Origin of the sequence: Luteipulveratus halotolerans, from assembly GCF_001247745.1 — a bacterium.
Taxonomy (GTDB): domain Bacteria; phylum Actinomycetota; class Actinomycetes; order Actinomycetales; family Dermatophilaceae; genus Luteipulveratus; species Luteipulveratus halotolerans.
This window is the reverse complement of record NZ_LAIR01000002.1, coordinates 2,331,663-2,353,871: the sequence shown is the minus strand read 5'-3', so window position 1 is coordinate 2,353,871 and position 22,209 is coordinate 2,331,663. Positions and strand designations below refer to the sequence as shown.

The following is a 22,209-nucleotide window of genomic DNA, read 5'->3' as shown; positions in this document are numbered from 1 at the left end:
TCCCTCCTTGGGAGTCCGTTGGCGTGTGCGGTGTGGGTTCTGGATGAAGTGTCGGACGGCAGGCGGACAGCTCGTGTCCGCGATCGTCAGCCGCCCTTGGTGGCAGGTTCGTGGTGCTCGTGCAGAGTCGCTGCGCACGCCGGGAGCACGATCTGCTCGACGACCTCACGCATGTACTCGGTAGTGGGACCCGCGCCGAGCTCTGCACTGTGACGCATGGCCATCGCGGGGACCACTGCGGCGATCAGCTCGAGGTCGGCGTCGGGTCCGATCTCGCCACGCTGCTGGGCGCGCTCGAACGCGGCGATCAGCAGCTCGTAGCGGGGCCGGACGATCTGCTCGTGAAAGCTCTGCTTGAGCTCTTCGTCTCGGTGGATCGCGACGACGATCGCGGCCATGACGGACGGCAGGAGCTCGGTCACCTCGGCATCGCCACAGATCAACGCCTCGAGATCGCCTCGGAGCGTGCCGGTGTCGAGTGCGTCGGCGTCGTTGTTGGGGCACACCTTGACCTGGCTGACAGCAGCGATGACCAGATCGGCCTTGGTGGGCCAGCGGCGGTAGAGCGTGGCCTTGCCAGCGCGAACGCGGGCAGCGACCAGGTCGAAGGTGAGCTTATCGTAACCGACCTCGACGAGCACGTCGAGGACGCCGTCGAGGACCGCGCTCTCGCGGTCTCCGGCGATGCGTGGACGCAGGGCCGTGTCGTTCATGGGTGCTCCTCCTGCCCGGTCCGGACCATCCCGTCGCACGCGGCGGGAATAAATCGGTCGTCAATGGATCTGTACTCCTCGGGCACCGCGCGCCCGGCTGCCTGTGCAGGAGCGGGGCGTACGAGGCCTGATACGTCTCCCAACGACGTACGGAACGAAACTGTTCCGTTCTACTCGAGAAAGATTAGATCCGGTTGCCGAGAGGCGCCAACCGGATATCCGTGTGACGACGACCACATGGCGAAGGCAGACTGCCCACCGGGACCCCGGCGGGTGCACGCTGGGACCAGGGGCGTCCGGAGGAGGAGCAGCGTGGCGGCAACGGTGGGCTGGGACGAGCACAACAGGGCCGTGGGCGCATTACGCGCCCAGCTCTCCGAGATCCCGCCCGGTGAGCCGGTGCGGCTCGCCAAACGCTCGTCCAACCTCTTCCGCCCGCGTGAGGGCACCGGGCGCCCAGGCCTGGACGTCTCTGAGCTCCGCTCGGTCGTCGAGGTCGACGCCGAGCGTCGGGTCGCGCACGTGCAGGGCATGTGCACCTACGAGGACCTCGTCGACGCGACGCTGCCCCACGGGTTGATGCCGTTCGTCGTACCGCAGCTGAAGACCATCACGCTCGGGGGAGCGGTCACCGGGCTCGGCATCGAGTCGAGCTCGTTCCGCAACGGCCTGCCGCACGAGTCGGTGCGAGAGATGGACATCCTCACCGGCGCCGGCGAGATCATCACGGCCTCACCCACCCAGAACGCCGACCTGTTCCGGGCGTTCCCCAACTCCTACGGCTCGCTCGGGTACTCCGTGCGTCTGGAGATCGACCTCGACCCGGTCGCGCCGTACGTCCACCTGCGACACCTGCGCTTCGACTCCGTCGGCGCGCTGGTCGACCGGATGGGCGAGCTGCTGCGTGACCGCGAGTACGACGGCGAGGCGGTCGACTTCCTGGACGGTGTGGTGTTCTCCGCCGACGAGAGCTATCTCGTGCTCGGCAGCTGGACCGAGCGTGCGCCGTACACCTCCGACTACACCGGCCGCGAGATCTTCTACCGCTCCGTCCAGCAGCACGCCGAGGACTACCTCACGGTCCGCGACTACCTGTGGCGCTGGGACACCGACTGGTTCTGGTGCTCGCGTGCGTTTGGCGTGCAGAACCCGCGCGTGCGGCGCTTCATCCCCCGGCGCTACCTGCGCAGCGACGTCTACGGCAAGATCATCCGCTTCGAGAACCGCCACGGCTGGTGGGCCCGGAAGGAGGCGCGGCAGGGCAAGCTCCCGCGCGAGCGCGTGGTCCAGGACGTCGAGGTGCCGATCGAGCGCACCGAGGAGTTCATGAGCTGGTTCCTCGACAACGTGCCGATCGAGCCGATCTGGTTGTGCCCGTTGGCTGTTCGCGATCACGAGCACGGTGAGCAGCCGTGGCCGCTGTACCCGCTCAAGGTCGGCGAAACGTACGTCAACGTCGGGTTCTGGTCGACCGTCGAGATCCCCGAGGGCGGCTCTGACGGCGACGCCAACAAGCGCATCGAGGCCGAGGTCGAGCAGCTGGGCGGCCACAAGTCCCTCTACTCCGACGCCTACTACGACGAGCCGACGTTCTGGGCTCTGTACGGCGGCGACACCTATCAGCAGGTCAAGAAGACCTACGACCCGGACGGGCGACTGCCCGACCTCTACGCCAAGGCGGTGGGACGACGATGAGCACGACGACCGGTAGCGGCCGGCTGACGATCGGCGAGGTGGCCGACAAGATCTTCGGTCCGGAGGTCCCGTTCCGGCTCGAGGCGTACGACGGCTCGGTCGGCGGCCGCAAGGACTCCAGCATCGTGGTGCGGATCGACAACGAGCGGGGGCTGCGCTACCTCGTGACGGCTCCGGGCGAGCTGGGGCTCGCGCGGGCGTACGTCCAGGGCGACCTGACCCTGAAGGGCGCCGACCCGGGCGATCCGTACGACCTGCTCGCGGTGTTCCTCGACAAGCAGCTCGTGCAGCGTCCGGCCCTCTCCGAGCTGCCTCAGATCCTGCGCTCGCTCGGCATCTCCTCCTTCCGGCCGCCCGAGCTGCCCCAGGAGGAGGCCGTGCCGGCATGGCGCCGTCAGGTCGAGGGCATGCGTCACTCCAAGCGACGTGACGCCGAGGCCATTCACCACCACTACGACGTGAGCAACGCCTTCTACGAGATGGTGCTCGGTCCGTCGATGACCTACACGTGCGCGTGCTACCCCGAGGACCACTCCACGCTCGAGGAGGCGCAGGCCCACAAGTACGACCTGGTCGCCCGCAAGCTCGGCCTGCAGCCGGGCATGCGGCTGCTCGACGTCGGCTGCGGCTGGGGCGGCATGGTGCGCCACGCGGTCAAGCACTACGGCGTCACCGCGCTCGGTGTGACGCTGTCACAGGAGCAGGCGGCGTGGGCCCAGCAGCGCATCAAGGAGGACGGCCTCGACGACCGCGCCGAGGTGCGGTTCACCGACTACCGCGACGTCACCGAGTCCGGCTTCGACGCCGTCAGCTCGATCGGTCTCACCGAGCACATCGGCATCAAGAACTACCCGGCGTACTTCACCTTCCTGCACAGCCGTCTGCGCGACGGCGGGCGCATGCTCAACCACGCCATCACCCGACCGGACAACGCCGGAAACGGTTTGAAGAGAGGCGGATTCATCAACCGCTACGTCTTCCCCGACGGCGAGCTCGCGGGCGTCGGCACGATCGTGTCGACCATGCAGGACAACGGGTTCGAGATCCGGCACGTCGAGGACCTGCGTGAGCACTACGCCCGGACGACCCGTGCGTGGTGCAAGAACCTCAGCGCCAACTGGGACGCCTGCGTCCGTGAGGCAGGAGAGGGCACCGCACGTGTCTGGGGTCTCTACATGGCCGGTTCGTCGCTGAACTTCGAGCGCAACAACATCCAGCTGCACCAGGTGCTCGGGGTGAAGGTCGGCGCCGACGGCGACGCGCACTACCCGCTGCGTCACACCTTCGGCGTCTGACCGGGCCCGCTCAGAGGTGGGGGAGGCTGCTGCCGATCGTCGCCGGTCGATGCAGCCCCTCCCGCAGGTACGACGGTGCGCCGCTGCGCTCGATGCGCTGTGCGACACGGGTGATGAGGGCCTCGGACGGCCAGACGTGCCACCACAGCGCGGCCAGGAAGAACGGCAGACCGATCAGGTAGGGAAGTGCGGTCGGCGGCTGGGCGACGTAGCAGAGCACCAGTGTGAGGATCGCGGGCGCCTCGGCGAGGGCGATCCGCAGCATGTGTCCGATCCGGAAGTCGGTCTGCGAGCGGAGGGCCTGCTGGCGCGGGTCCAGCCCGGGCTCGGCCACCGTCACGCGATAGCCGAGCAGGGTCGCGAGCGCGAACCCGACACCGGCGAGCACCGGGCCCACGGCGTACATCCACGCGGGCGGAGCCTCGAAGCCGGTCGTCACGCACACCACGACCGCGAGCACGACCACTGCGCTGATGATCGCGCCGCTCATCAGGCGCAGTGTGCGCAGTGTGGACGCGGTCGTGGTCGAGGTGGCGGCGCTCATGGGCTGAGACCCTAGTGCCTGCGTGGCGGCGCGGAATGGAGTAGCGCGACCCCGCGTTGGGTGAAGTAGGCTCATGGGCCTGCCACCGGTTCGCCGGTGGTGCACCACGACAGCTGAACAGTGTGATGTGCCCACCCTGGGGATGATCGGTTTCGACGTTGATCCACGTTGCAGGGGAAGCGGGCCGAGGACGCACGGTCATCTCGTGAACGATCCGTGCAAAACCCATAGGTGCCGATTCCAAGCGCACCGACTTCGCCCTCGCCGCCTGAGCGAGCCTCGAAGTCCGTCAGCCTGAGCTAGTTCTCGACTCAGTGTCTGGCGTCAGCTAGAGAACTTGCTGCGTCGTCATGCCGAGGGGCGACGCGGGACTCTTACTCGGCTGGGCCTGTCAGGGAACGTGTGCGTGCGAGCCCTGGGGCCGAGAAAATCCACAGCGCACTGCGCCCGGAGAAGCCCTACCTCGTCGTCAACGGACCCGGGTTCGATTCCCGGCATCTCCACCACCCCAGAGGCACATCACCTGCGTCAGCAGCCCCCGGTCAGGCGCCGGGGGCTTTGTCATGCCCGACCTCAGGTCAGGGCCCACCGCACCCGCAGGCGGACCTCGACGCTGTGCTGACCGGCCTCGACGCCGCCGCCGTCGCCGGCCGACATGGCCATCCGCGCCATCGGGGCGGGGCCACCGCGCTGGTCGGGCTGATCGATCGCGATGACCTGGCCGAGCTCGCGGCCGGCCAGCCGGGCGAGGTCACCGGCCTGGCGGTGGGCGTCGTCGTACGCCGCCTGCCGGGCCTGGTCCTCCAGCGCACTCGGGTCCTCGACGGTCAGTCGGAGCGACTCGAGGCGGAAGGTGTTGCCGACCGCGTCGGCGCACGCCTTGAGCGCTCCGCCGACCGTCGCGGGGTCGCGCCAGGACACACCGAGCCGGTGCGTGGCCTCGTAGCCCGAAGGGCGCGACTCCGGGCCCCAACGGGTGTCGACCGACACCCCGAGCGTGCGCAGCTCGGCGTCGGTCACGCCCTGGTCGCGCAGCGTCGCGGTGAGCGTGCGCGCCGACTGCTGGCACGCCTCGAGGGCCGCGCTCACATCACGTGCCTCGGCGCGTGCGGCGACGACGAGGCGTACGACATCGGGCGAGCCCGCCGCTGTGCCCCCGCCGATCACGGTGATGCTGTGGTCCGGTGCGCTCATACGGCGACTCTTGCACACCCCTGCGGGGGGAGACAGAATCACCATCGTGCACACCTTCGCTGGGCAGCGCAGGCGTGACGAGGGGGAAGGCTCACCGGTCGGGGGACGGGTGGACGCTCTCCTTTGTCTGGTCCTCGGCGCTGCGACGATCCTGGTCGGCTGGCTCACCGGGCGGCTGTACGTCGTCGTCCTCGGCCTGCTGCTCATGGTTCCCGGCCTGCTCCTGCTCGCGCTCGACCAGCTGAACGGCGGCCACCCGGCCCTGGCGCTGCCGCTCGAGGAGGACGACGACGTCGACGACCTGGACGACGACGAGAGCAGCCTCTTCGACGACGGTCACCCCTTGCGCGCGCAGCCCGCGAACCCTGCCGGGCCAACGACATCACGGGGCGCGACGCGGGTCGGCACCGATGACGACCCGACCGAGGTCTACCAGCCACGTGGACGGTGAGCCCCGCGCGCACGCGCGCGCCACCGAGCGACACAATGAGCGGCATGAGCTCTGTGCCCTCCGTCTCCAACTCGATCACCGTCCGCCTGGAGCTCCCGGGCCGCGCCACCGCCGTCAGTGAGCTGACGACCGCGGTCGAGCGGCGCGGCGGCCTGATCACCGCACTCGACATCACCGCTGCCAGCAACGACCGGCTGCGCGTCGACGTCACGGCTGCGGCCCGCGACACCGGCCACGCGGACGAGCTCGTCGAGGCGATGCGCGCGGTCGACGGCGTCGAGATCGGCAAGGTCTCCGACCGCACCTTCCTGGTCCACCTCGGCGGCAAGCTCAAGGTCGAGTCCAAGGTCCCGATCCGCAACCGCGACGACCTGTCGCTGATCTACACCCCGGGCGTGGCGCGGGTGTGCATGGCGATCGCCGACAACCCCGAGGACGCCCGTCGCCTCACGATCAAGCGCAACACCGTGGCCGTCGTCACCGACGGCACCGCCGTGCTCGGCCTCGGCGACATCGGTCCGCTCGCGGCGCTGCCGGTGATGGAGGGCAAGGCCGCGCTGTTCAAGCGCTTCGCCGACATCGACGCCTTCCCGATCTGCCTCGACACGACCGACACCGAGGAGATCATCCGCACGGTCAAGGCGATCGCGCCTGGGTTCGCAGGCGTCAACCTCGAGGACATCTCCGCGCCGCGCTGCTTCGAGGTCGAGCGACGACTGCGCGACGAGCTCGACATCCCGGTCTTCCACGACGACCAGCACGGCACCGCGATCGTCACCCTCGCGGCGCTGCGCAACGCACTGCGCGTCGTCCACAAGCAGCTCCCGGACGTCCGCATCGTGATGAGCGGCGCCGGTGCGGCAGGTACGGCGATCCTCAGGCTGCTGCTCCACGCCGGTGCCCGTGACGTCGTCGTCGCTGACATCAACGGTGTCGTCCACGCCGACCGCGACGACATCGCCGCCGGAGGCCAGGAGCACCTGGAGTGGGTCGCCGCGCACACCAACCCCGAGGGGCGCACCGGCACGCTGCGTGACGCCGTGGCCGACGCCGACGTGTTCATCGGCGTCTCTGCGCCCAACGTGCTGCAGGGCAAGGACATCGCCACGATGGCCGACGACGCGATCGTCTTCGCGCTCGCCAACCCGGTGCCCGAGGTCGACCCGATCGAGGCCGCCAAGCACGCCACCGTCGTCGCCACCGGTCGCAGTGACTTCGCCAACCAGATCAACAACGTCCTGGTCTTCCCGGGCGTCTTCCGGGGGTTGATCGACGCCGCGGCGGCCGACATCTCCGAGAACGTCATGCAGGCAGCGGCCGATGCGCTCGCCGACACGGTGTCCGCGGACGAGCTCAACCCCGCCTACATCGTGCCGAGCGTGTTCCACCCCGACGTCGCCAAGGTGGTGGCCCGCGCCGTCACGGAGGCCGCTCGCGCCGAGCAGGGCTCGGCGGCGCCGGGCGACCTCGACTCGGCCGGCCACATCGTGGGTGCCGTCGAGGCCTGACGCACCCACCGTCGTACGCCGACGGGCCCGCGTGGCCGATCTCACGGTCCTGCGAGCCCGTCTGAGTTTCCTTATCACACCGAGCGGCCGGTATGGTGGCTGTTCATCAGTACGCGATCTTGCGTTCCCTTCCTTGAGCGCCGAGATCTTCAGCCGCCTGGCCGGACCCACGAGATGGTCCGACTCCGACAACGACGCGGCCCGGTACTCAACGCGAAGCGAGAACGAAGTGAAGTCATCTCACGGTGCCCAGAAGAAGGCGCGCTGGTCGCGCGCCCAGAAGATGGAGGCGCAGCGCGCCGTCGTCCGTAAGCAGGTCAAGCGCAGCCGGAGTGAAGCCTCCGACAGCAGCAGCCGGCCGGTTCGCGAGGACCGCGGTGGCTACCGCGGTCAGCGCGATGAGAGCCGTTCCGGTGGCTACCAGGGCCGTCGCGAGGACGGCTACCGCGGCAACCGCGACGACAACCGCTCCGGTGGGTACCAGGGCCGTCGGGACGACAACGACCGCGGCGGTTACCGCGGCAACCGTGAGGACCGTGGCGGCTACCAGGGCCGTCGTGACGACAACCGTTCCGGTGGGTACCAGGGCCGTCGGGACGACACCGACCGCGGCGGTTACCGCGGTCAGCGTGACGACAACCGTTCCGGTGGCTACCAGGGCCGTCGTGATGACGACCGCTCGGGCGGCTACCGCGGTCAGCGTGACGACAGCCGCGGTGGTTACCGCGGTCCGCGCGATGACAGCCGCGGGGGCTACCAGGGTCGCCGTGACGGTGAGGACCGTGGCGGTTACCGCGGCAACCGCGATGACAACCGCTCGGGCGGCTACCAGGGTCGCCGTGACGACAACCGTTCCGGTGGCTACCAGGGGCGCCGCGACGACAACGACCGCGGGGGCTACCGCGGCAACCGCGACGACAACCGTTCCGGTGGCTACCGCGGTCAGCGTGACGACCACCGCGGGGGCTACCAGGGTCGCCGCGACGACCGCGCCGAGCGACCGTCGTACGACCGCGCCGAGCGGCCGCAGCGGGAGCGTCGCGATGACGTCCAGGCCACGAGCAAGCCGGCGCCGCATGAGCGAGTTGACCTGAGCGACAACGGTTTTGCCGCGCTCGGCCTGCCCGACGCGATCGCCGAGCGGCTCGCCCGCGACGGCATCACCGCGCCGTTCCCGATCCAGCAGGCGACCATCCCGGACGCGCTCGCCGGCAAGGACGTCCTCGGCCGCGGTCGTACCGGCTCGGGCAAGACCCTGTCGTTCGGCCTGCCCACGCTCGCCCGTCTGGCTGCCGGCGGCAAGGCCCGCCCGCACCAGCCGCGCGCCATCATCCTGACGCCGACCCGCGAGCTCGCCATGCAGGTCAGCGACGCCCTGCAGCCGCTCGTCCACGTCGTCGGTCTGCGCCACAAGCTGGTCGCCGGCGGCATGCCGTACGAGCCGCAGCTGCAGGCGCTCGAGCGCGGTGTCGACCTGCTCATCGCCACGCCGGGTCGCCTCAGCGACCTGATCGAGCGCGGCGCGGCCGACCTGTCGCGTGTCGAGGTCGCGATCCTCGACGAGGCCGACCACATGGCCGAGATGGGCTTCCTCGAGGCCATCACCGAGATCCTCGACCTGGTGCCCGAGGGCGGTCAGCGGCTCCTGTTCTCCGCGACCCTCGACCGCGGCATCGACACCCTGGTCGACAAGTACCTCGTCGACCCGGTGACCCACTCGACCGATGACGCGCAGGCGTCCGTCACGACGATGAGCCACCACGCGCTGCTGATCGAGCCGCGCGACAAGAAGGCCGTCACCGCCGAGGTGGCCAACCGCGAGGGCCGGACCGTGGTCTTCTGCCGCACCAAGCTCGGTGCCGACCGCGTCGCCGGCGAGCTGCGCGACCAGGGTGTCGTCGCGGCGGCGCTGCACGGTGGCCTCAACCAGGGGCAGCGCAACAAGGTGCTGTCGGCGTTCAAGGACGGCCGCGTGCCCGTCCTCGTCGCCACCGATGTCGCCGCGCGCGGCATCCACGTCGACGACGTGGGCGTCGTCCTGCAGATCGACCCGCCGGCCGACCACAAGGACTACCTCCACCGCGCCGGCCGCACGGCTCGCGCCGGTGAGAAGGGCACCGTCGTGACCCTCGCGCTGCCGCACCAGCGTCGTACGGTCCAGCGTCTCCTGGACGACGCCGGTGTCGAGACCGAGCTGCAGAAGGCTCGCCCGGGTGACTCGGTCATCGCCGACGCGGGTGGCAGCACGCCCGAGGGGCGGCCGGTCAGCGACGACGACCTCTACCGCATCCTCACCCCGCACCGGGGCGGTCGTGGCGGTGGCCCGCGTCGTGGTGGCTACGGCCAGCGTTCGGGCGGCTACGGCCAGCGTTCGGGCGGTCCACGCGGCGGCCACCGCAGTGGCTCCGGCCACGGCGGGTCGTCGTACGGCGAGCGGGGCCGTGGGCCCCGTCCGCGCCGAGCCGACTGACCGGCAGGTCACAATAGGCGGCGTGAACGACCTCACCGGACGCCTGCTCGTCGCCGCCCCGCGCGGTGGCGACGAGCAGCCCGATGAGGGTGATGTGTTCGACCGCAGTGTCGTGCTCGTCCTGCACCACGACGACGACGGCGCCCACGGTCTGGTGCTCAACCGGCCGCTGAGCGCTGACGTCGACGCGGTCCTGCCCGGGTGGCAGGAGCACGTCGCCACACCGCAGTGCCTGTTCCAGGGCGGCCCGGTGTCCCTGGACTCCGCGCTCGGTCTGGTCTCGGTGCCGGGCGACGACAGCTCGCTCGGCATCAAGCGGCTGTTCGGAGCCGTCGGCCTCGTCGACCTCGACGCACCGCCGGTGGTGGTCATGCCCGAGGTCGCCGCACTGCGGATCTTCGCCGGTTATGCCGGCTGGACCGGCGGCCAGCTGGAGGGTGAGATCCGCCGCGGGTCCTGGTTCGTCGTCGACGCCGAGGCTCGCGACGCGTTCACCCGCGAGCCCAGCGACCTGTGGGCTGACGTCCTGCGTCGCCAGCCGGGCACGCTGCGCTACGTCGCGTCGTACCCCGCCGATCCGTCGCTGAACTAGCCACCTCGACCGGCGGGCCGGGTCGCGCCCGGACCAGCCCGCGCGACCGGCGTACGCCGCCGACCTAGACTCACCACCATGAGCACGCCACTCGACGACCCGAACCAGCCTGGTGCACCGCAGGAGCCGGGCGGCCCTCAGACCTCGACGGCCGTGCTCGAGCGCGAGCAGGTCCAGGAGCAGGAGGCCGAGCCGGGCGACCACGAGCGCTTCTCGCACTACGTGCGCAAGGAGAAGATCCTCGAGAGCGCTCTGTCCGGTGAGCCCGTGACGGCGCTGTGCGGCAAGATCTGGGTGCCGGGCCGCGACCCGAAGAAGTTCCCGGTCTGCCCGATGTGCCAGGAGATCTACGACGGCCTGCGCGAGCCCCAGGACGGCGGCGACAAGTAGTCCCCGGACGATTCCGGTTGCTCTCGAACGCCATGCGGGCGGCGGGTGGCGAGTACGTTTCGGCGCAGTGACGCCCCGACCCCGGGCGCGCTGACGAAAGGGAGCTCTCATGAGTCGCCGACCCATCACGATCCTGTCCGCCGTCTCGCTGGCCGCAGCCGGCCTGGCTCTGGCCGGCCCCGCACCGCACAGCATCGGGTCCGCCCCGAGCACGAGCAGCGACTGCGTCACCCGCGGTGCCGATGCGCCCGCCGAGGCGCGCGTCAAGGCCGGTGGGCACGGTCACGACCCCAACACGCTGACCGCTGCCCAGGTCGAGGCCCAGGAGCGTTCGTTCGCCCGTGATGCAGCTGCCCGGGGCTTCTCGACCGACGCCCGCGGCACCCTGCGCAAGGGCTCGTCTGCGGCGTTCAGCCCGGTCACGATCAAGGTCTACTGGCACACCATCACCGCCGGCTCGACCGGTCAGCTGCCTGCGTCGCAGATCGACAGCCAGATCCAGGTCCTCAACGACGCGTACGCCGGCAGCGGCTTCTCCTTCACGCTGGCCGGGACGACCGTCACCGACAACGCGGCCTGGTACCAGGGCATCACGCCCGGCAGCACCGCTGAGAAGCAGATGAAGTCGACCCTGCGCCAGGGCACCAACGCCGACCTCAACATCTACTCGGCCGACCTCGGCGACGACCTGCTCGGCTGGGCGACCTTCCCCAAGAAGAAGGTCTCCAGCACCGACGGCGTCGTCGTGCTCGACGAGAGTCTGCCCGGCGGCTCCGCCAAGCCGTACGACGAGGGCGACACCGCCACCCATGAGGTCGGCCACTGGTTGGGGCTCTACCACACCTTCCAGGGCGGCTGTCAGGGTCAGGGCGACCAGGTCGCCGACACGGCCGCTGAGGCTTCGCCGGCGTTCGGCTGCCCGACCGGGCGCGACACGTGCACGGCGCCTGGTGCCGACCCGATCCACAACTTCATGGACTACACCGAGGACGCGTGCATGAACGAGTTCACGCCCGGTCAGGTGACGCGCATGCAGGCCCAGTGGGCCACCTACCGCGGCTGATCCGCAGCATGTGACCGAGTCGAGGCCCCGCCGCGGCGGGGCCTCGACGTGTCTGTCGCTCAGGCTGGTTAAGGTTGCGCGCGATGAGCACCTCGGCCGCCTCCCACCTGTCACCAGCCTTCCCGGAGCGGGCGGCCTGGGGCACTGCCAGCAAGTTGCGCGCCTGGCAGGCCGAGGCCTTGCAGACCTACCTCACCGAAGGCCCGCGCGACTTCCTTGCGGTCGCGACGCCGGGCGCCGGCAAGACGACCTACGCACTGCGGGTCGCCACCGAGCTGTTGGGTGCGGGCATTGTCCGCCAGATCACCATCGTCGCCCCGACCGAGCACCTCAAGACGCAGTGGGCCGACGCTGCAGCCCGTGTCGGCATCAACATCGACCCGAAGTTCACCAACGCCCAAGAGGTCCACGCGGCCGACTACGACGGCATCGCGGTGACGTACGCCGGTGTCGCCAGCCGCCCGCTCCTGCACCGCAGCCGCACCGAGACCGTCCCGACCCTGGTGATCCTGGATGAGATCCACCACGGCGGCGACGCGAAGTCGTGGGGCGATGCGCTGCGTGAGGCGTTCGAGCCGGCCACCCGTCGCCTCTCGCTGACCGGTACGCCGTTCCGGTCCGACACCAGCCCGATCCCGTTCGTCACCTACGCCGAGGACGAGCACGGCATCCGGCGGTCGGCCAGCGACTACACCTACGGCTACGCCGAGGCCTTGCGTGACGGCGTCGTGCGCCCGGTGCTGTTCATGGCCTACGGCGGCAACATGCGCTGGCGCACCAGCGCGGGCGACGAGATCGCGGCCCGGCTCGGCGAGCCCATGACCAAGGACGCCACCGCGCAGGCCTGGCGCACCGCCCTGGACCCCAAGGGTGAGTGGATCCCGTCGGTGCTGCGCGCAGCCGACAAGCGGCTCTCGGAGGTACGCCGGCACGTCGCCGACGCCGGCGGGCTGGTCATCGCGTCCAACCAGACGGCGGCGCGCTCGTACGCCCGCACGCTCGAGGTGATCACGGGCGTCAAGCCCACCGTCGTGCTGTCCGACGACGCCGGCGCTTCCTCGCGCATCGAGGAGTTCGCCGAGAGCGACGACCGCTGGATGGTCGCGGTGCGCATGGTGTCCGAGGGCGTCGACGTGCCGCGCCTCGCGGTCGGCGTCTATGCCACGTCGACCTCGACGCCGCTGTTCTTCGCGCAGGCCGTGGGGCGCTTCGTCCGGGCCCGCCGCCGCGGTGAGACCGCGTCGGTGTTCCTGCCGAGCGTCCCGCTCATCCTCGAGCACGCCTCGCGCATGGAGGACCAGCGTGACCACGCCCTCGACCGGCCCAAGAAGCCGGGCGAGGAGTCGATCTGGGCCGAGGAAGAGGGCCTGATCGCCGAGGCCAACCGCGAGGAGAAGGCCCTCGGCGGTGACGACCAGCTGTCGTTCGAGGCGCTGGAGTCCGAGGCCGAGTTCGACCACGTGCTGTTCGACGCCCAGCAGTACGGCATGGGCGCCGAGGCCGGCAGCGACGACGAGCAGGACTACCTCGGTCTGCCGGGGCTGCTCGAGCCCGAGCAGGTCAGCGAGCTGCTGCGCCAGCGCCAGAGCAAGCAGGTCAAGGCCGGGCGCAAGAGGCCCGTCGACGACGCTCCCATGGCGGCTCACCGCGCGCTGGCCGCACAGCGCAAAGAGCTCAACTCGCTGGTCGCGGCGTTCGCCCGCAAGTCCGGTCAGGCGCACGCGACGATCCACAACGACCTGCGTACGCAGTGCGGCGGCCCGACGCTCGACCGCGCCTCGACCGATCAGGTGAGTGCGCGGATCGAGCTCATCCGCAAGTGGTTCGTCGGCCGCCGCTGACGCGACTCACGGTCGCCGCAGGCTCCCGACGCGTCGGGGCCTCCCGGGACGGCGCGCTCACGGACGCGACGTCCTGCGCGCCTGCGTCACGACGGCTCCCGCGACGACCGTGGTGATGCCGCACAGGGCGGCGAGTGCGCCGAGAGCCCCGGCACCGTGGACCGAGAGCCAGGCGCCTTGCACCGCCACCAGGGCACCTGCGACGACCACCAGCACGGGGCCCGCAGGGCGCTCCCGCGCCGTCAGAACGGCACCACGCCGACCCGTGACGAGCACGGCGACCTGTGCCAGGAGGATCAGCGCGGCTCCCGCGATCCAGACAGGGTTTCTTCGCGCGTCCCCGCCGGTGCTGGCGTCGTACGCGAGGAGGAAGACCAGGGTGGCCATCACGGCGATCAGCGCCAGCGCGCCGAGGAGGGCGCACACGTGAGCGAGCGAGACCGCAGCGGATCGCCACGGGTCTGCCGGTCGCACGCGCGTGCGCTCGTCCATGCGTCGTCCTCCCCGTGCCCTGGGCTGAGACTAGACCTACCCGGGCGCCGGCGTACCCACCTTCACGACTGCGGGGTAGTCGTGCTCAGGGGTGGGCGCGCAGCGCTCCGAGCAGAGCGCCGAACGACGCGATCCCCAGCACGGTGCGTACGACGTTCCAGCGAATCCAGTTGTCCTCGAATGCTTTTCGCGCTTCGGCGATGTTCTCCGTCGCCTCCAGCCTGTCGTTGAGCGGGATGCTGACGGCGAACGTGACGGCGAGGGTCGCGGCGTACAGGACGACGGCAGTGATCAGCCAGGGGAGCGCGTCTCTGCGGTCGGCGACGGCCACCAGGATGATCGCGAGGACGCCCAGCAGGATCGGGCCGCCGAACACGATCGCGAACCAGCCGTTGAGGATCTTGATGTTGATGCTGCGCTCGGCCAGCACGAACGTGCGGTCGTCGGTGGCCGACAGGCCGGGCAGCACGGCGATGCTGAACGTCAGGTAGACGCCGGCCATGAGCCCGGTGGTGACGGTCGTCGCCAGGAGCGCGGCGGTGCGCAGCGAGCTCATGCCGACCACACCCCCTGTGCAGCCGCCTCGGTGACGACGTCGGCCAGTGAGCGGGCCGGACGGCCGAGCGCCTGCTGTACGCCGTCCGCCGGTTCGCGGTTGCGCCCGTCGAGGATGTCGGCGAACAGGTACGTCAGACCCTCGGCGTCCTCGTGGGGGAGGCCCAGGCTCTCGCCGTACGCCGTGAACGCCTCGGGCGCGACCTGCTCGAACCGCACGGCGCGGCCGGTGACCTCGCTGATCAGGGCGGCGACCTCGGTGAAGGTGTACGCCCGTGGCCCACTGGCCTCGTAGGTCCGGCCGCGGTGGCGCTCGTCGGTGAGGGCGGCGGCCACGACGGCCGCGATGTCGGCGGTGTCTGCGAACGGCTCGGCCATGTCGGCGGTCGGCAGCGTGATCGTGCCGGCCATGACGGCCGGGTGGTAGAGCCCCTCGGTGAAGTTCTGCGCGAAGAACGACGCTGTCACGATCGTCCAGGCGACGCCGCTGTCGCGCAGGGCCTGCTCGGCGTCCTGGGCGCCGGGCTCGTTGCGCCCGGACAGCAGCACCAGGTGCTCGACGCCTTCGTCGCGGGCCACCCGGCTGACACCGGCGATGGCTGCGGCGGCGCCGGGCATCGCCAGGTCGGGCTGGAACACGAGGTACGCCGACCGCGCCCCGGTCAGCGCGGGTCGCCAGGTCGCCGGGTCGGTCCAGTCGAAGGTGATCTGCTCGGAGCGGCCGACGGGGCGCACCTCGTGGCCGGCCTCGGTCAGGGCTCGGACGACGTCCCGGCCGGTCTTGCCGCGGGGGCAGGTGACGGCGACCGGTGCGGTCGTCGGGCGGTGGTCTCGGGTGGGTCGGATACTGGTTCGTGTGGTCATGCATGACAGTCAACGGGCGTTCAATGAGACGAACCATGCTTCATGCTCTTGTCTGCATACGAGATCGTCGCTCATGATGGAGCGATGGACCTGACCAGCGCCCTGCTCGCCGGCCCCCGTGCACAGCGGGCGTTCGTGCTCAAGGTCTGCCTCGGGGCGGGCTGGCAGCTGCGCATCGAGGACCGCTCGGCCCTGTGCGTCCTCACGCCTGTCCGCGGTGACCTCACGCTGCGCTTCGACGACGGCGAGACCATCGACATCGCCGTCGGTGAGGTCGCGCTGGTCCGCGGCACCGACCCGTACGACGCCTACGACGACCCGGCCGCACCGCGCCTGGCTGTGATCGAGGCCGACGGCCGCTGCTACTCACCGGACGGCACGCTGCTCAAGGACCAGCTCGCGCTCGGCGTCCGCACCTGGGGCGACGACCCCGACGGCGAGTCGGTGTTCGTGACCGCGACCTATGCAGAGTCCAACGAGGTGGGTTCCCGTCTGCTGCAAGCACTTCCGCGAGCCACCGTGGTGCCGGCGCACCTGCTGGAGTGGCCGCTCGTCGACATGCTGCAGACCGAGCTCGACCGCACCTCGCCCGGCCAGGACGTCGTCATCGACCGGCTGCTCGACCTGCTGCTGATGGGCGTGCTCCGGGTCTGGTCCGAGCACGACGCCGAGTCGGGCCTGCCGAGCGCGGGTGACGACGACGTCGTACGCGCCGCCCTGGCTGCCATGCACCACAACCCGGCCGAGCCGTGGACGGTGCAGACCCTCGCGGGCTTCACCGGCGTCTCGCGCGCCGCGCTGGCGAGGCGGTTCGCCACCGTGGTCGGCGAGCCGCCGATGGCGTACCTCACCCGCTGGCGGATCCAGCTCGCCGCGGACCTGCTCATCGAGGGCGCCACCCTCGAGCGTGCGGCGCGTGAGGTCGGCTACGCCTCGGCGTTCGGACTGAGTGCGGCGTTCAAACGGGTCAAGGGCCTGAGCCCGCAGGCGTTTCGCGACCGGGCCGGCGAGCCGATGCTCGTCGGGCAGGTCTAGCGACGACGGCTCCAGGAGCGCCTGGCATGCTCCGGGGATGGCTTTGTGGAACCGGTCCGCCCGTACACCCGACACCCGCGCGGCGCAGATCGAGCAGTTCTGGCAGTGGTGGTCGGCCGGCGGCGCCGACGCGTGCGGCGACGCAGTCGGCAAGGACGACCCCACCGACCTGGTCGACGTGCTCGCGCCCCGGGTCGAGGCGATCCACACCGGCCTGGCCTGGGAGATCGCACCCGGCCGTGAGGCCGTGCACCTGCTGGTCGTCTCGGCTGACGGCGACCCCGAGCTGCGCGCGCTCGCACGGCGGTGGCGCGACGCGGGTCCCGGGCCGGACGCGATCTGGTCGTACGCCGACGCGCGGCCGGGCCTGGTCGATCTCGCGGGCGCGACGATCGAGGTGGGAGGCCACGAGGTCGACCTCGATCGGGTTCGGGTCGGCGTACGCCGGGTGGGCACGCGCGTCGACGTCGCGGTCTCCCATCCGGTGATGGCGCAGCTCGGCGACCAGCGGACGCTCGCGACCTTCCTGATCCTCGACTCGGCACTCGGTGAGGTGCAGACCGAGACCTGGATCGGTGAGCTCGCGCCCAGCGACGTCGCACCGCTGGACGGCTTCGGGCTGTCGGGCCTGCGCGCCGTGGTCCGCGACCTCGCCCAGGAGTTCGTCGGTGCAGACGGCGCGCCCGTGTGGGTGCAGCTGCAGGGCACCGGTCCCGGCGGTCCGGTCGTCGCGACGGCGCGGGTGCCGTTGGCGGCGGCGAGTGAGCCGTTGCTCGACACGCACGTCGCCGTCACGGTGCCGTACGACCGTGCCGACGACGGCATGCCGACGCCCGAAGGACTCAGCGCGCTGCGCACGGTCGAGGACGCGCTCGCCGACAGCCTGGGAGAGGGCGGACAGCTGATCGCCCACGAGACGACCGCCGGCGCGCGCCGCCTGCACTACTACCTCGACGGCTCGTCGACCGTGCCCGACCAGGTGGTCGCGACGGCACGCGAGCACGTCGGCAAGCGCAATGTCGAGCGGGAGTACGACCCGGGCTGGAGTGCGGTGCAGCACCTGCGCTGACCGGCGGTCGGTGTACGCCGCGCCGGGCGTACGCCTCCAGCCTGGGGCTGCACCAGGCAACTGCGTCCCCCGAGTCTGACGCACTTGTAAGCGCGTCAGATCGAGGAGACGCGGTTGCCTCGCAGGTGACGCAGTTGCCTGGGTGCGCCCGCACCGTGGATCAGGCGATGACGAAGTCGTCGGGCGGGTCCTCGCCGACGCGGCCGTCGACCGCCTCGCGGATCAGGTCGGCGTGCCCGGTGTGGCGGGCGTACTCCTCGATGAGCCCCGCCAGCATGGAACGCAGGCTCGGGGTCTCGCCGTTCGGCCAGCCGATCTTCATCAGGGTGCCAGCGCCGTTGTCCTCCAACGCTTCTCGGGTGGCGACGCGGGACCGGCGTACGGACTCACGCCAGCGCTGCTGCAGCGCCTCGGGTGTCTCATCAGCAGCAGTACGCCACTCCCAGTCGGGGTCGGCGTCCCAGTCGACGCTGCGCCACGGCTCGGGCATGTCGCCGTCGACGAGGCGGCGGGTGAAGTAGTCGTCCTCGACGAGGGCCAGGTGGTTGAGCAGGCCGCCGATCGTCATCGTCGAGGCGCCGACGGTCGCCTGCAGGCCGGCCGCATCGAGGCCGTCGGCCTTCCACGCGAACGTGCGGCGCTGGCGTTCCAACGAGCCCAGCAACGTGTCGATCTCGCTGCCCGCCACGGGCGGCCACTTCAAGGGCGTGTCATCGGTCATGGGCCCGACCGTAGGACGGGTTCCGGACGATCGACGACCTCTAGCGAGGCTGGTCGAGAAGCATCTCCGGTGTGAGCCCCACCGCTGTTCGGCCCAGGCGGCCGGTCGTGGTCGACGCTGCGAGGAGTGAGTGCACGATCGCCGCCTCGGTCGCCTCGAGCGTCGCGAGCAGCAGTGCGTCGAGGTCGGAGTCCGCAGGGGGCAGCACCTGCTCGGCGGTCGAGAACGCGATGCCGTAGTCACCGCTGCCGTGCTGGTAGTCGGCGCCGACCCGACCCATCGCGAAGACCGCGCGGCGCGCCACCCGACCGAGCTGACGAGCGTCGAGCGCCGCATCTGTGGCGACCACGATCATGCACGAGTTCCCTTGCGCATCAGGGTGATTCGGGTCGTCAGGCGTCGGCGGAGGTACGACGGTGCGGCCGGCGACGCGCAGCGTGCCCGAGAAGTTCGACTGGACCAGCACGCCGACCACGTGCTCCGACCCGCCGACGCCGGCCGTGCGGGAGGCGGTGCCGATCCCGCCCTTGAACCCCAGCGCCCGCATGCCGGTGCCGGCGCCCACCGAACCCTCGGCAGGCCTGTCCGTGGACGCCGACTCCAGCGCCTCGACGACATGGTGCGCCTCGACGGGACGGGCGCGGATGTCGGACAGCCAGCCGTCGTTGCACTCACCGACCAGCGGGTTGAGCGAGATCGTGCGCTCGCGGCCGGGACGGTCGAGCACCCACCCGACGAGCGCGTCCGCCGCCTTGAACGCCGACAGCGTCGCGGTGAGCACGACAGGAGTCTCCATCGTGCCGAGCTCGACGACCTGGGTCGCCCCGATCAGCTTGCCGTGGCCGTTGCCGACGAAAACGTTGCAGGGCAACGACTTCCGCTGCTGGTTGAGCTGGTCCGGAACGATTGCGGTGACCCCGGTGTGGACGTCAGCGCCGTCGGTCACCGTGACCTGTCCGACGCGTACGCCGGACACGTCGGTGATGGAGTCCGTGGCTCCTCGCGGACGAGAGTGCTGCAGCAGCGCGTGGACGTCGACGGTCGCGGGAGGACGCATGGGTCCACGGTAGGTTGCCCGGATGGAGTCGGGTGCGTCGAACACCGGTCTGGGCGGTGAGACCTCCCAGACGATGGACCGCGGCCTCGCACTGCTCGACCTGCTCTCCTCCGGTGAGCACCCTCTGGGCCTCACGGTCACCGAGCTGGCGCAGGCCCTCGGTGTCGGTCGCCCCGTGGTCTACCGACTGGTGGCCTCGCTCGCACAGCACGACTACGTCGTCCGCCACGACGACGGACGAATTCGACTGGGAATCGGTCTGATTCGCCTGTCCGCCTCGGTCCTGCCTGTGCTGCGTGATGCTGCTATTCCGGTGTTGCGAACCCTGGCCGACCGGGTCCACGCCACAGCACACCTCGTCGTCGCCGACCGGTCGGACGCGGTCGCAGTCGCGGTGGTCGAGCCGAGCCGATCCGACCTGCACATCGCCTATCGCATCGGCAGCCGTCACTCGTTGCACGCCGGGGCGGCCGGACGGGCCATCCTGCTCGGCCGCGGGGTCGAGCGCCTCGACGACCCGGAGCGGCCGGCGTACGTCGTGAGTGACGGCGAGCTGCAGACCGGCGCGCACGGGCTCGCCGCGCCGGTGCTCGGGCTCCCGGGGCTGGAGGCCTCGGTCGGGGTGGTGTCGCTGCAGGCCTTCGACGACGCGACCGTCGGTCCGCTCGTCGTCGCCGGTGCCGCCCGCCTCGCGCACGTGCTCGGCTGACCGACGCGTACGCCGATCAGCCGCCTTCTGCGGCCGCCTGCACCAGGGGGAGCGTCCGACGGCCGATGAGCTCGGCGAGCGCGATGACGCTGCTGGTGCGGGTGACCAGGCCGGTGCTGACCACGCGGTCGATGACGCGTTGCAGGTCGGTGTTGTCGCGGGCGACGATCCGCACCATCAGGTCGCCGTCGCCGGTGATCGTGTGCACCTCGATGACCTGCGGGATCGACGCCAGGTGGTCCAGCACCGGCTGCTGACCTCCGTGCTGCTGGATCGCGAGCGTGCAGAACGCCGTGACGGTGAAGCCCATCGCGACCGGGTCGATCGTCGGCGCGAGCGAGCTGATCACACCGCGCTCGACGAGGCGGTCGAGGCGGGCCTGGACGGTGCCGCGCGCGACGCCGAGCTCGCGGGATGCGCCGAGGACTCCGATCTGTGGACGGTCGGCGAGCAGGGCGATGAGCCGGGCATCCAGATCGTCCACCGGGGAGCGCGTGACCATGCACAGATCGTACAGAGGGCGGGCGTCGCAGCCGCGCACTCTGCACAGGATGACCAGTGCTCTGCGGCTGTGTTGCCGCGTGCTGTGACCGGGTCCACAGTGGCCCCATGACCGACACCTTGAACCTCACCCCGCAGGAGCGCGAGGCCGACCTGGACCTCGACCAGCTCAAGCAGCTCGTCGGCCTCGTGGAGTACGACGCCGACAAGGACCCGTTCCCCGTCACCGGCTGGGATGCCATCGTGTTCGTCGCCGGCAACGCCACCCAGGCCGCGCACTACTACCAGTCCGCGTGGGGCATGGAGCTCGTGGCGTACTCCGGGCCCGAGAACGGCAACCGCGACCACAAGTCGTTCGTGCTGAAGTCCGGCTCGATCCGGTTCGTCATCAACGGTGCGGTCGACCCCGACAGCCCGCTCGTCGAGCACCACCGCAAGCACGGTGACGGCGTCGTTGACATCGCCCTCGAGGTGCCCGACGTCGACAAGTGCATCGCGCAGGCCAAGCAGGCCGGTGCGACCGTCGTCCGTGAGCCCGAGGACATCACCGACGAGCACGGCACGATCAGGATCGCGGCCATCGCGACGTACGGCGAGACGCGCCACACGCTGGTCGACCGCAGCAAGTACGACGGGCCGTATCTGCCCGGGTACCAGCCTGCTTCGTCGACCTACGTCAAGCCCGAGGGCCAGCCGAAGCGGCTGTTCCAGGCGCTCGACCACATCGTCGGCAACGTCGAGCTCGGCAAGATGGACGAGTGGGTGGCGTTCTACAACCGCGTCATGGGCTTCGTGAACATGGCCGAGTTCATCGGTGACGACATCGCCACCGACTACTCCGCGCTGATGTCGAAGGTCGTCTCCAACGGCAACCACCGGGTGAAGTTCCCGCTGAACGAGCCGGCCCCGGCGAAGAAGAAGTCGCAGATCGACGAGTACCTCGAGTTCTACCGCGGTGCGGGCGCTCAGCACCTCGCGGTCGCGACCGGCGACATCATCGCGAGCGTGGACGCGCTGCGCGCCAACGGTGTCGAGTTCCTCAGCACCCCGGACTCCTACTACGAGGACCCCGAGCTGCGCGCGCGCATCGGTGAGGTGCGCGTCCCGGTCGAGGAGCTGCAGAAGCGCGGCATCCTGGTCGACCGCGACGAGGACGGCTACCTGCTGCAGATCTTCACCAAGCCGCTCGGTGACCGTCCGACGGTGTTCTTCGAGCTGATCGAGCGGCACGGCTCGCTCGGCTTCGGCAAGGGCAACTTCAAGGCGCTGTTCGAGGCGATCGAGCGAGAGCAGGACCTGCGCGGCAACCTGTGAACGACCCGGTTCGGGAGGCCGATCCGACCGACTGATGAACGCCCTGCAGGCGCGGAATGCCGCGCCTGCAGTGCGTTTTCGCGTACCGGCCGCATCGGGCGCCGCGCCGCTGCACAGGTTGCATTGATCCTGCGGT

The 22,209-nt window shown here is 70.5% G+C and carries 22 protein-coding genes and 1 other RNA gene; 14 read left to right on the top strand and 9 right to left on the bottom strand.

The genetic code is table 11. From position 1 onward, the window contains the following. Positions 1 to 86: 86 nt before the first annotated feature. Complete coding sequence (locus tag VV01_RS11870; protein WP_050670065.1) at positions 87 to 713, bottom strand: TetR/AcrR family transcriptional regulator; 627 nt, start codon at positions 711 to 713, stop codon at positions 87 to 89. A 312-nt stretch (positions 714 to 1,025) separates the two neighbouring features. On the opposite strand from VV01_RS11870, the gene VV01_RS11865 reads away from it, so the two are divergent. Both VV01_RS11865 and VV01_RS11860 read left to right on the top strand, forming a co-directional pair. After that, entirely contained in the window at positions 1,026 to 2,408 is a 1,383-nt protein-coding gene (locus tag VV01_RS11865) for an FAD-binding oxidoreductase (RefSeq protein WP_231635221.1), read from the top strand. After that, positions 2,405 to 3,703: an SAM-dependent methyltransferase gene (locus VV01_RS11860; RefSeq protein ID WP_050670063.1), complete on the top strand. Its 1,299-nt coding sequence runs from the start codon at positions 2,405 to 2,407 to the stop codon at positions 3,701 to 3,703. The genes VV01_RS11865 and VV01_RS11860 overlap by 4 nt, the downstream gene beginning before the upstream one ends. Positions 3,704 to 3,713: 10 nt before the next feature. Here VV01_RS11860 and VV01_RS11855 read toward each other — a convergent pair whose 3' ends face one another. Then, positions 3,714 to 4,247, bottom strand: coding sequence for a hypothetical protein (locus VV01_RS11855; RefSeq protein WP_050670062.1), 534 nt, complete (start codon positions 4,245 to 4,247; stop codon positions 3,714 to 3,716). A 138-nt stretch (positions 4,248 to 4,385) separates the two neighbouring features. Here VV01_RS11855 and ssrA point away from each other — a divergent pair. After that, positions 4,386 to 4,753: a transfer-messenger RNA gene (ssrA, locus tag VV01_RS22345) on the top strand. A 67-nt stretch (positions 4,754 to 4,820) separates the two neighbouring features. Here the strand turns inward: ssrA and VV01_RS11850 are convergent. Then, complete coding sequence (locus VV01_RS11850; RefSeq protein WP_050670061.1) at positions 4,821 to 5,441, bottom strand: SIMPL domain-containing protein; 621 nt, start codon at positions 5,439 to 5,441, stop codon at positions 4,821 to 4,823. A gap of 46 nt (positions 5,442 to 5,487) precedes the next feature. On the opposite strand from VV01_RS11850, the gene VV01_RS23870 reads away from it, so the two are divergent. The 7 genes from VV01_RS23870 (at position 5,488) to VV01_RS11815 (ending at position 13,756) form a co-directional block, all read left to right on the top strand. Further along, the gene (locus tag VV01_RS23870; protein WP_197275031.1) at positions 5,488 to 5,892 is read left to right on the top strand and encodes a hypothetical protein; all 405 of its coding nucleotides are present in this window, start codon (positions 5,488 to 5,490) and stop codon (positions 5,890 to 5,892) included. 44 nt (positions 5,893 to 5,936) lie between these two features. Then, on the top strand, positions 5,937 to 7,400 hold the full coding sequence (locus VV01_RS11840) for an NAD-dependent malic enzyme (protein ID WP_050670059.1): 1,464 nt from the start codon (positions 5,937 to 5,939) through the stop codon (positions 7,398 to 7,400). A gap of 229 nt (positions 7,401 to 7,629) precedes the next feature. Beyond that, positions 7,630 to 9,870, top strand: coding sequence for a DEAD/DEAH box helicase (locus VV01_RS24370; RefSeq protein WP_231635220.1), 2,241 nt, complete (start codon positions 7,630 to 7,632; stop codon positions 9,868 to 9,870). Between the two features lie 22 nt (positions 9,871 to 9,892). Continuing rightward, positions 9,893 to 10,462 (top strand): YqgE/AlgH family protein, encoded by a 570-nt coding sequence (locus tag VV01_RS11830; RefSeq protein WP_050670058.1) that lies wholly within the window; start codon positions 9,893 to 9,895, stop codon positions 10,460 to 10,462. Between the two features lie 78 nt (positions 10,463 to 10,540). Further along, positions 10,541 to 10,852, top strand: a complete 312-nt coding sequence (locus VV01_RS11825; protein ID WP_050670057.1) for a DUF3039 domain-containing protein — start codon at positions 10,541 to 10,543, stop codon at positions 10,850 to 10,852. Between the two features lie 109 nt (positions 10,853 to 10,961). Beyond that, positions 10,962 to 11,915: a zinc metalloprotease gene (locus VV01_RS11820; protein WP_050670056.1), complete on the top strand. Its 954-nt coding sequence runs from the start codon at positions 10,962 to 10,964 to the stop codon at positions 11,913 to 11,915. A gap of 83 nt (positions 11,916 to 11,998) precedes the next feature. Further along, positions 11,999 to 13,756, top strand: coding sequence for a DEAD/DEAH box helicase (locus VV01_RS11815; RefSeq protein ID WP_050670055.1), 1,758 nt, complete (start codon positions 11,999 to 12,001; stop codon positions 13,754 to 13,756). 57 nt (positions 13,757 to 13,813) lie between these two features. On the opposite strand, the gene VV01_RS11810 is transcribed toward VV01_RS11815, so the two are convergent. From VV01_RS11810 to VV01_RS11800, 3 genes are all read right to left on the bottom strand, one after another. Continuing rightward, on the bottom strand, positions 13,814 to 14,248 hold the full coding sequence (locus tag VV01_RS11810; protein WP_050670054.1) for a hypothetical protein: 435 nt from the start codon (positions 14,246 to 14,248) through the stop codon (positions 13,814 to 13,816). Positions 14,249 to 14,333: 85 nt separating this feature from the next. Next, positions 14,334 to 14,804, bottom strand: a complete 471-nt coding sequence (locus tag VV01_RS11805; RefSeq protein ID WP_050671894.1) for an anthrone oxygenase family protein — start codon at positions 14,802 to 14,804, stop codon at positions 14,334 to 14,336. Further along, a complete protein-coding gene (locus VV01_RS11800) occupies positions 14,801 to 15,667 on the bottom strand; it encodes an NmrA family NAD(P)-binding protein (protein ID WP_082220945.1) in 867 nt (288 codons plus the stop codon). Before VV01_RS11800 ends, VV01_RS11805 begins: the two co-directional genes overlap by 4 nt. An 84-nt stretch (positions 15,668 to 15,751) precedes the next feature. Between VV01_RS11800 and VV01_RS11795 the strand changes: the two genes are divergently transcribed. Together VV01_RS11795 and VV01_RS11790 are read left to right on the top strand one after the other, a co-directional pair. Further along, positions 15,752 to 16,702 carry an AraC family transcriptional regulator gene (locus tag VV01_RS11795; protein WP_050670053.1) on the top strand — a complete coding sequence of 317 codons (951 nt, stop codon included), beginning with the start codon at positions 15,752 to 15,754 and terminating at the stop codon, positions 16,700 to 16,702. A 37-nt stretch (positions 16,703 to 16,739) separates the two neighbouring features. Then, the gene (locus VV01_RS11790) at positions 16,740 to 17,771 is read left to right on the top strand and encodes a DUF695 domain-containing protein (RefSeq protein WP_050670052.1); all 1,032 of its coding nucleotides are present in this window, start codon (positions 16,740 to 16,742) and stop codon (positions 17,769 to 17,771) included. 160 nt (positions 17,772 to 17,931) lie between these two features. On the opposite strand, the gene VV01_RS11785 is transcribed toward VV01_RS11790, so the two are convergent. After that, complete coding sequence (locus VV01_RS11785; RefSeq protein ID WP_050670051.1) at positions 17,932 to 18,492, bottom strand: mycothiol transferase; 561 nt, start codon at positions 18,490 to 18,492, stop codon at positions 17,932 to 17,934. 40 nt (positions 18,493 to 18,532) lie between these two features. Continuing rightward, positions 18,533 to 19,549 carry a P1 family peptidase gene (locus VV01_RS11780; protein WP_050670050.1) on the bottom strand — a complete coding sequence of 339 codons (1,017 nt, stop codon included), beginning with the start codon at positions 19,547 to 19,549 and terminating at the stop codon, positions 18,533 to 18,535. 22 nt (positions 19,550 to 19,571) lie between these two features. On the opposite strand from VV01_RS11780, the gene VV01_RS11775 reads away from it, so the two are divergent. Next, positions 19,572 to 20,258 (top strand): IclR family transcriptional regulator, encoded by a 687-nt coding sequence (locus tag VV01_RS11775; RefSeq protein ID WP_050670049.1) that lies wholly within the window; start codon positions 19,572 to 19,574, stop codon positions 20,256 to 20,258. A 16-nt stretch (positions 20,259 to 20,274) separates the two neighbouring features. On the opposite strand, the gene VV01_RS11770 is transcribed toward VV01_RS11775, so the two are convergent. Continuing rightward, positions 20,275 to 20,760 carry an Lrp/AsnC family transcriptional regulator gene (locus VV01_RS11770; RefSeq protein ID WP_050670048.1) on the bottom strand — a complete coding sequence of 162 codons (486 nt, stop codon included), beginning with the start codon at positions 20,758 to 20,760 and terminating at the stop codon, positions 20,275 to 20,277. Between the two features lie 107 nt (positions 20,761 to 20,867). Between VV01_RS11770 and hppD the strand changes: the two genes are divergently transcribed. Next, positions 20,868 to 22,073, top strand: a complete 1,206-nt coding sequence (gene hppD, locus VV01_RS11765) for a 4-hydroxyphenylpyruvate dioxygenase (protein WP_050670047.1) — start codon at positions 20,868 to 20,870, stop codon at positions 22,071 to 22,073. The last annotated feature ends 136 nt before the right edge of the window (positions 22,074 to 22,209 follow it).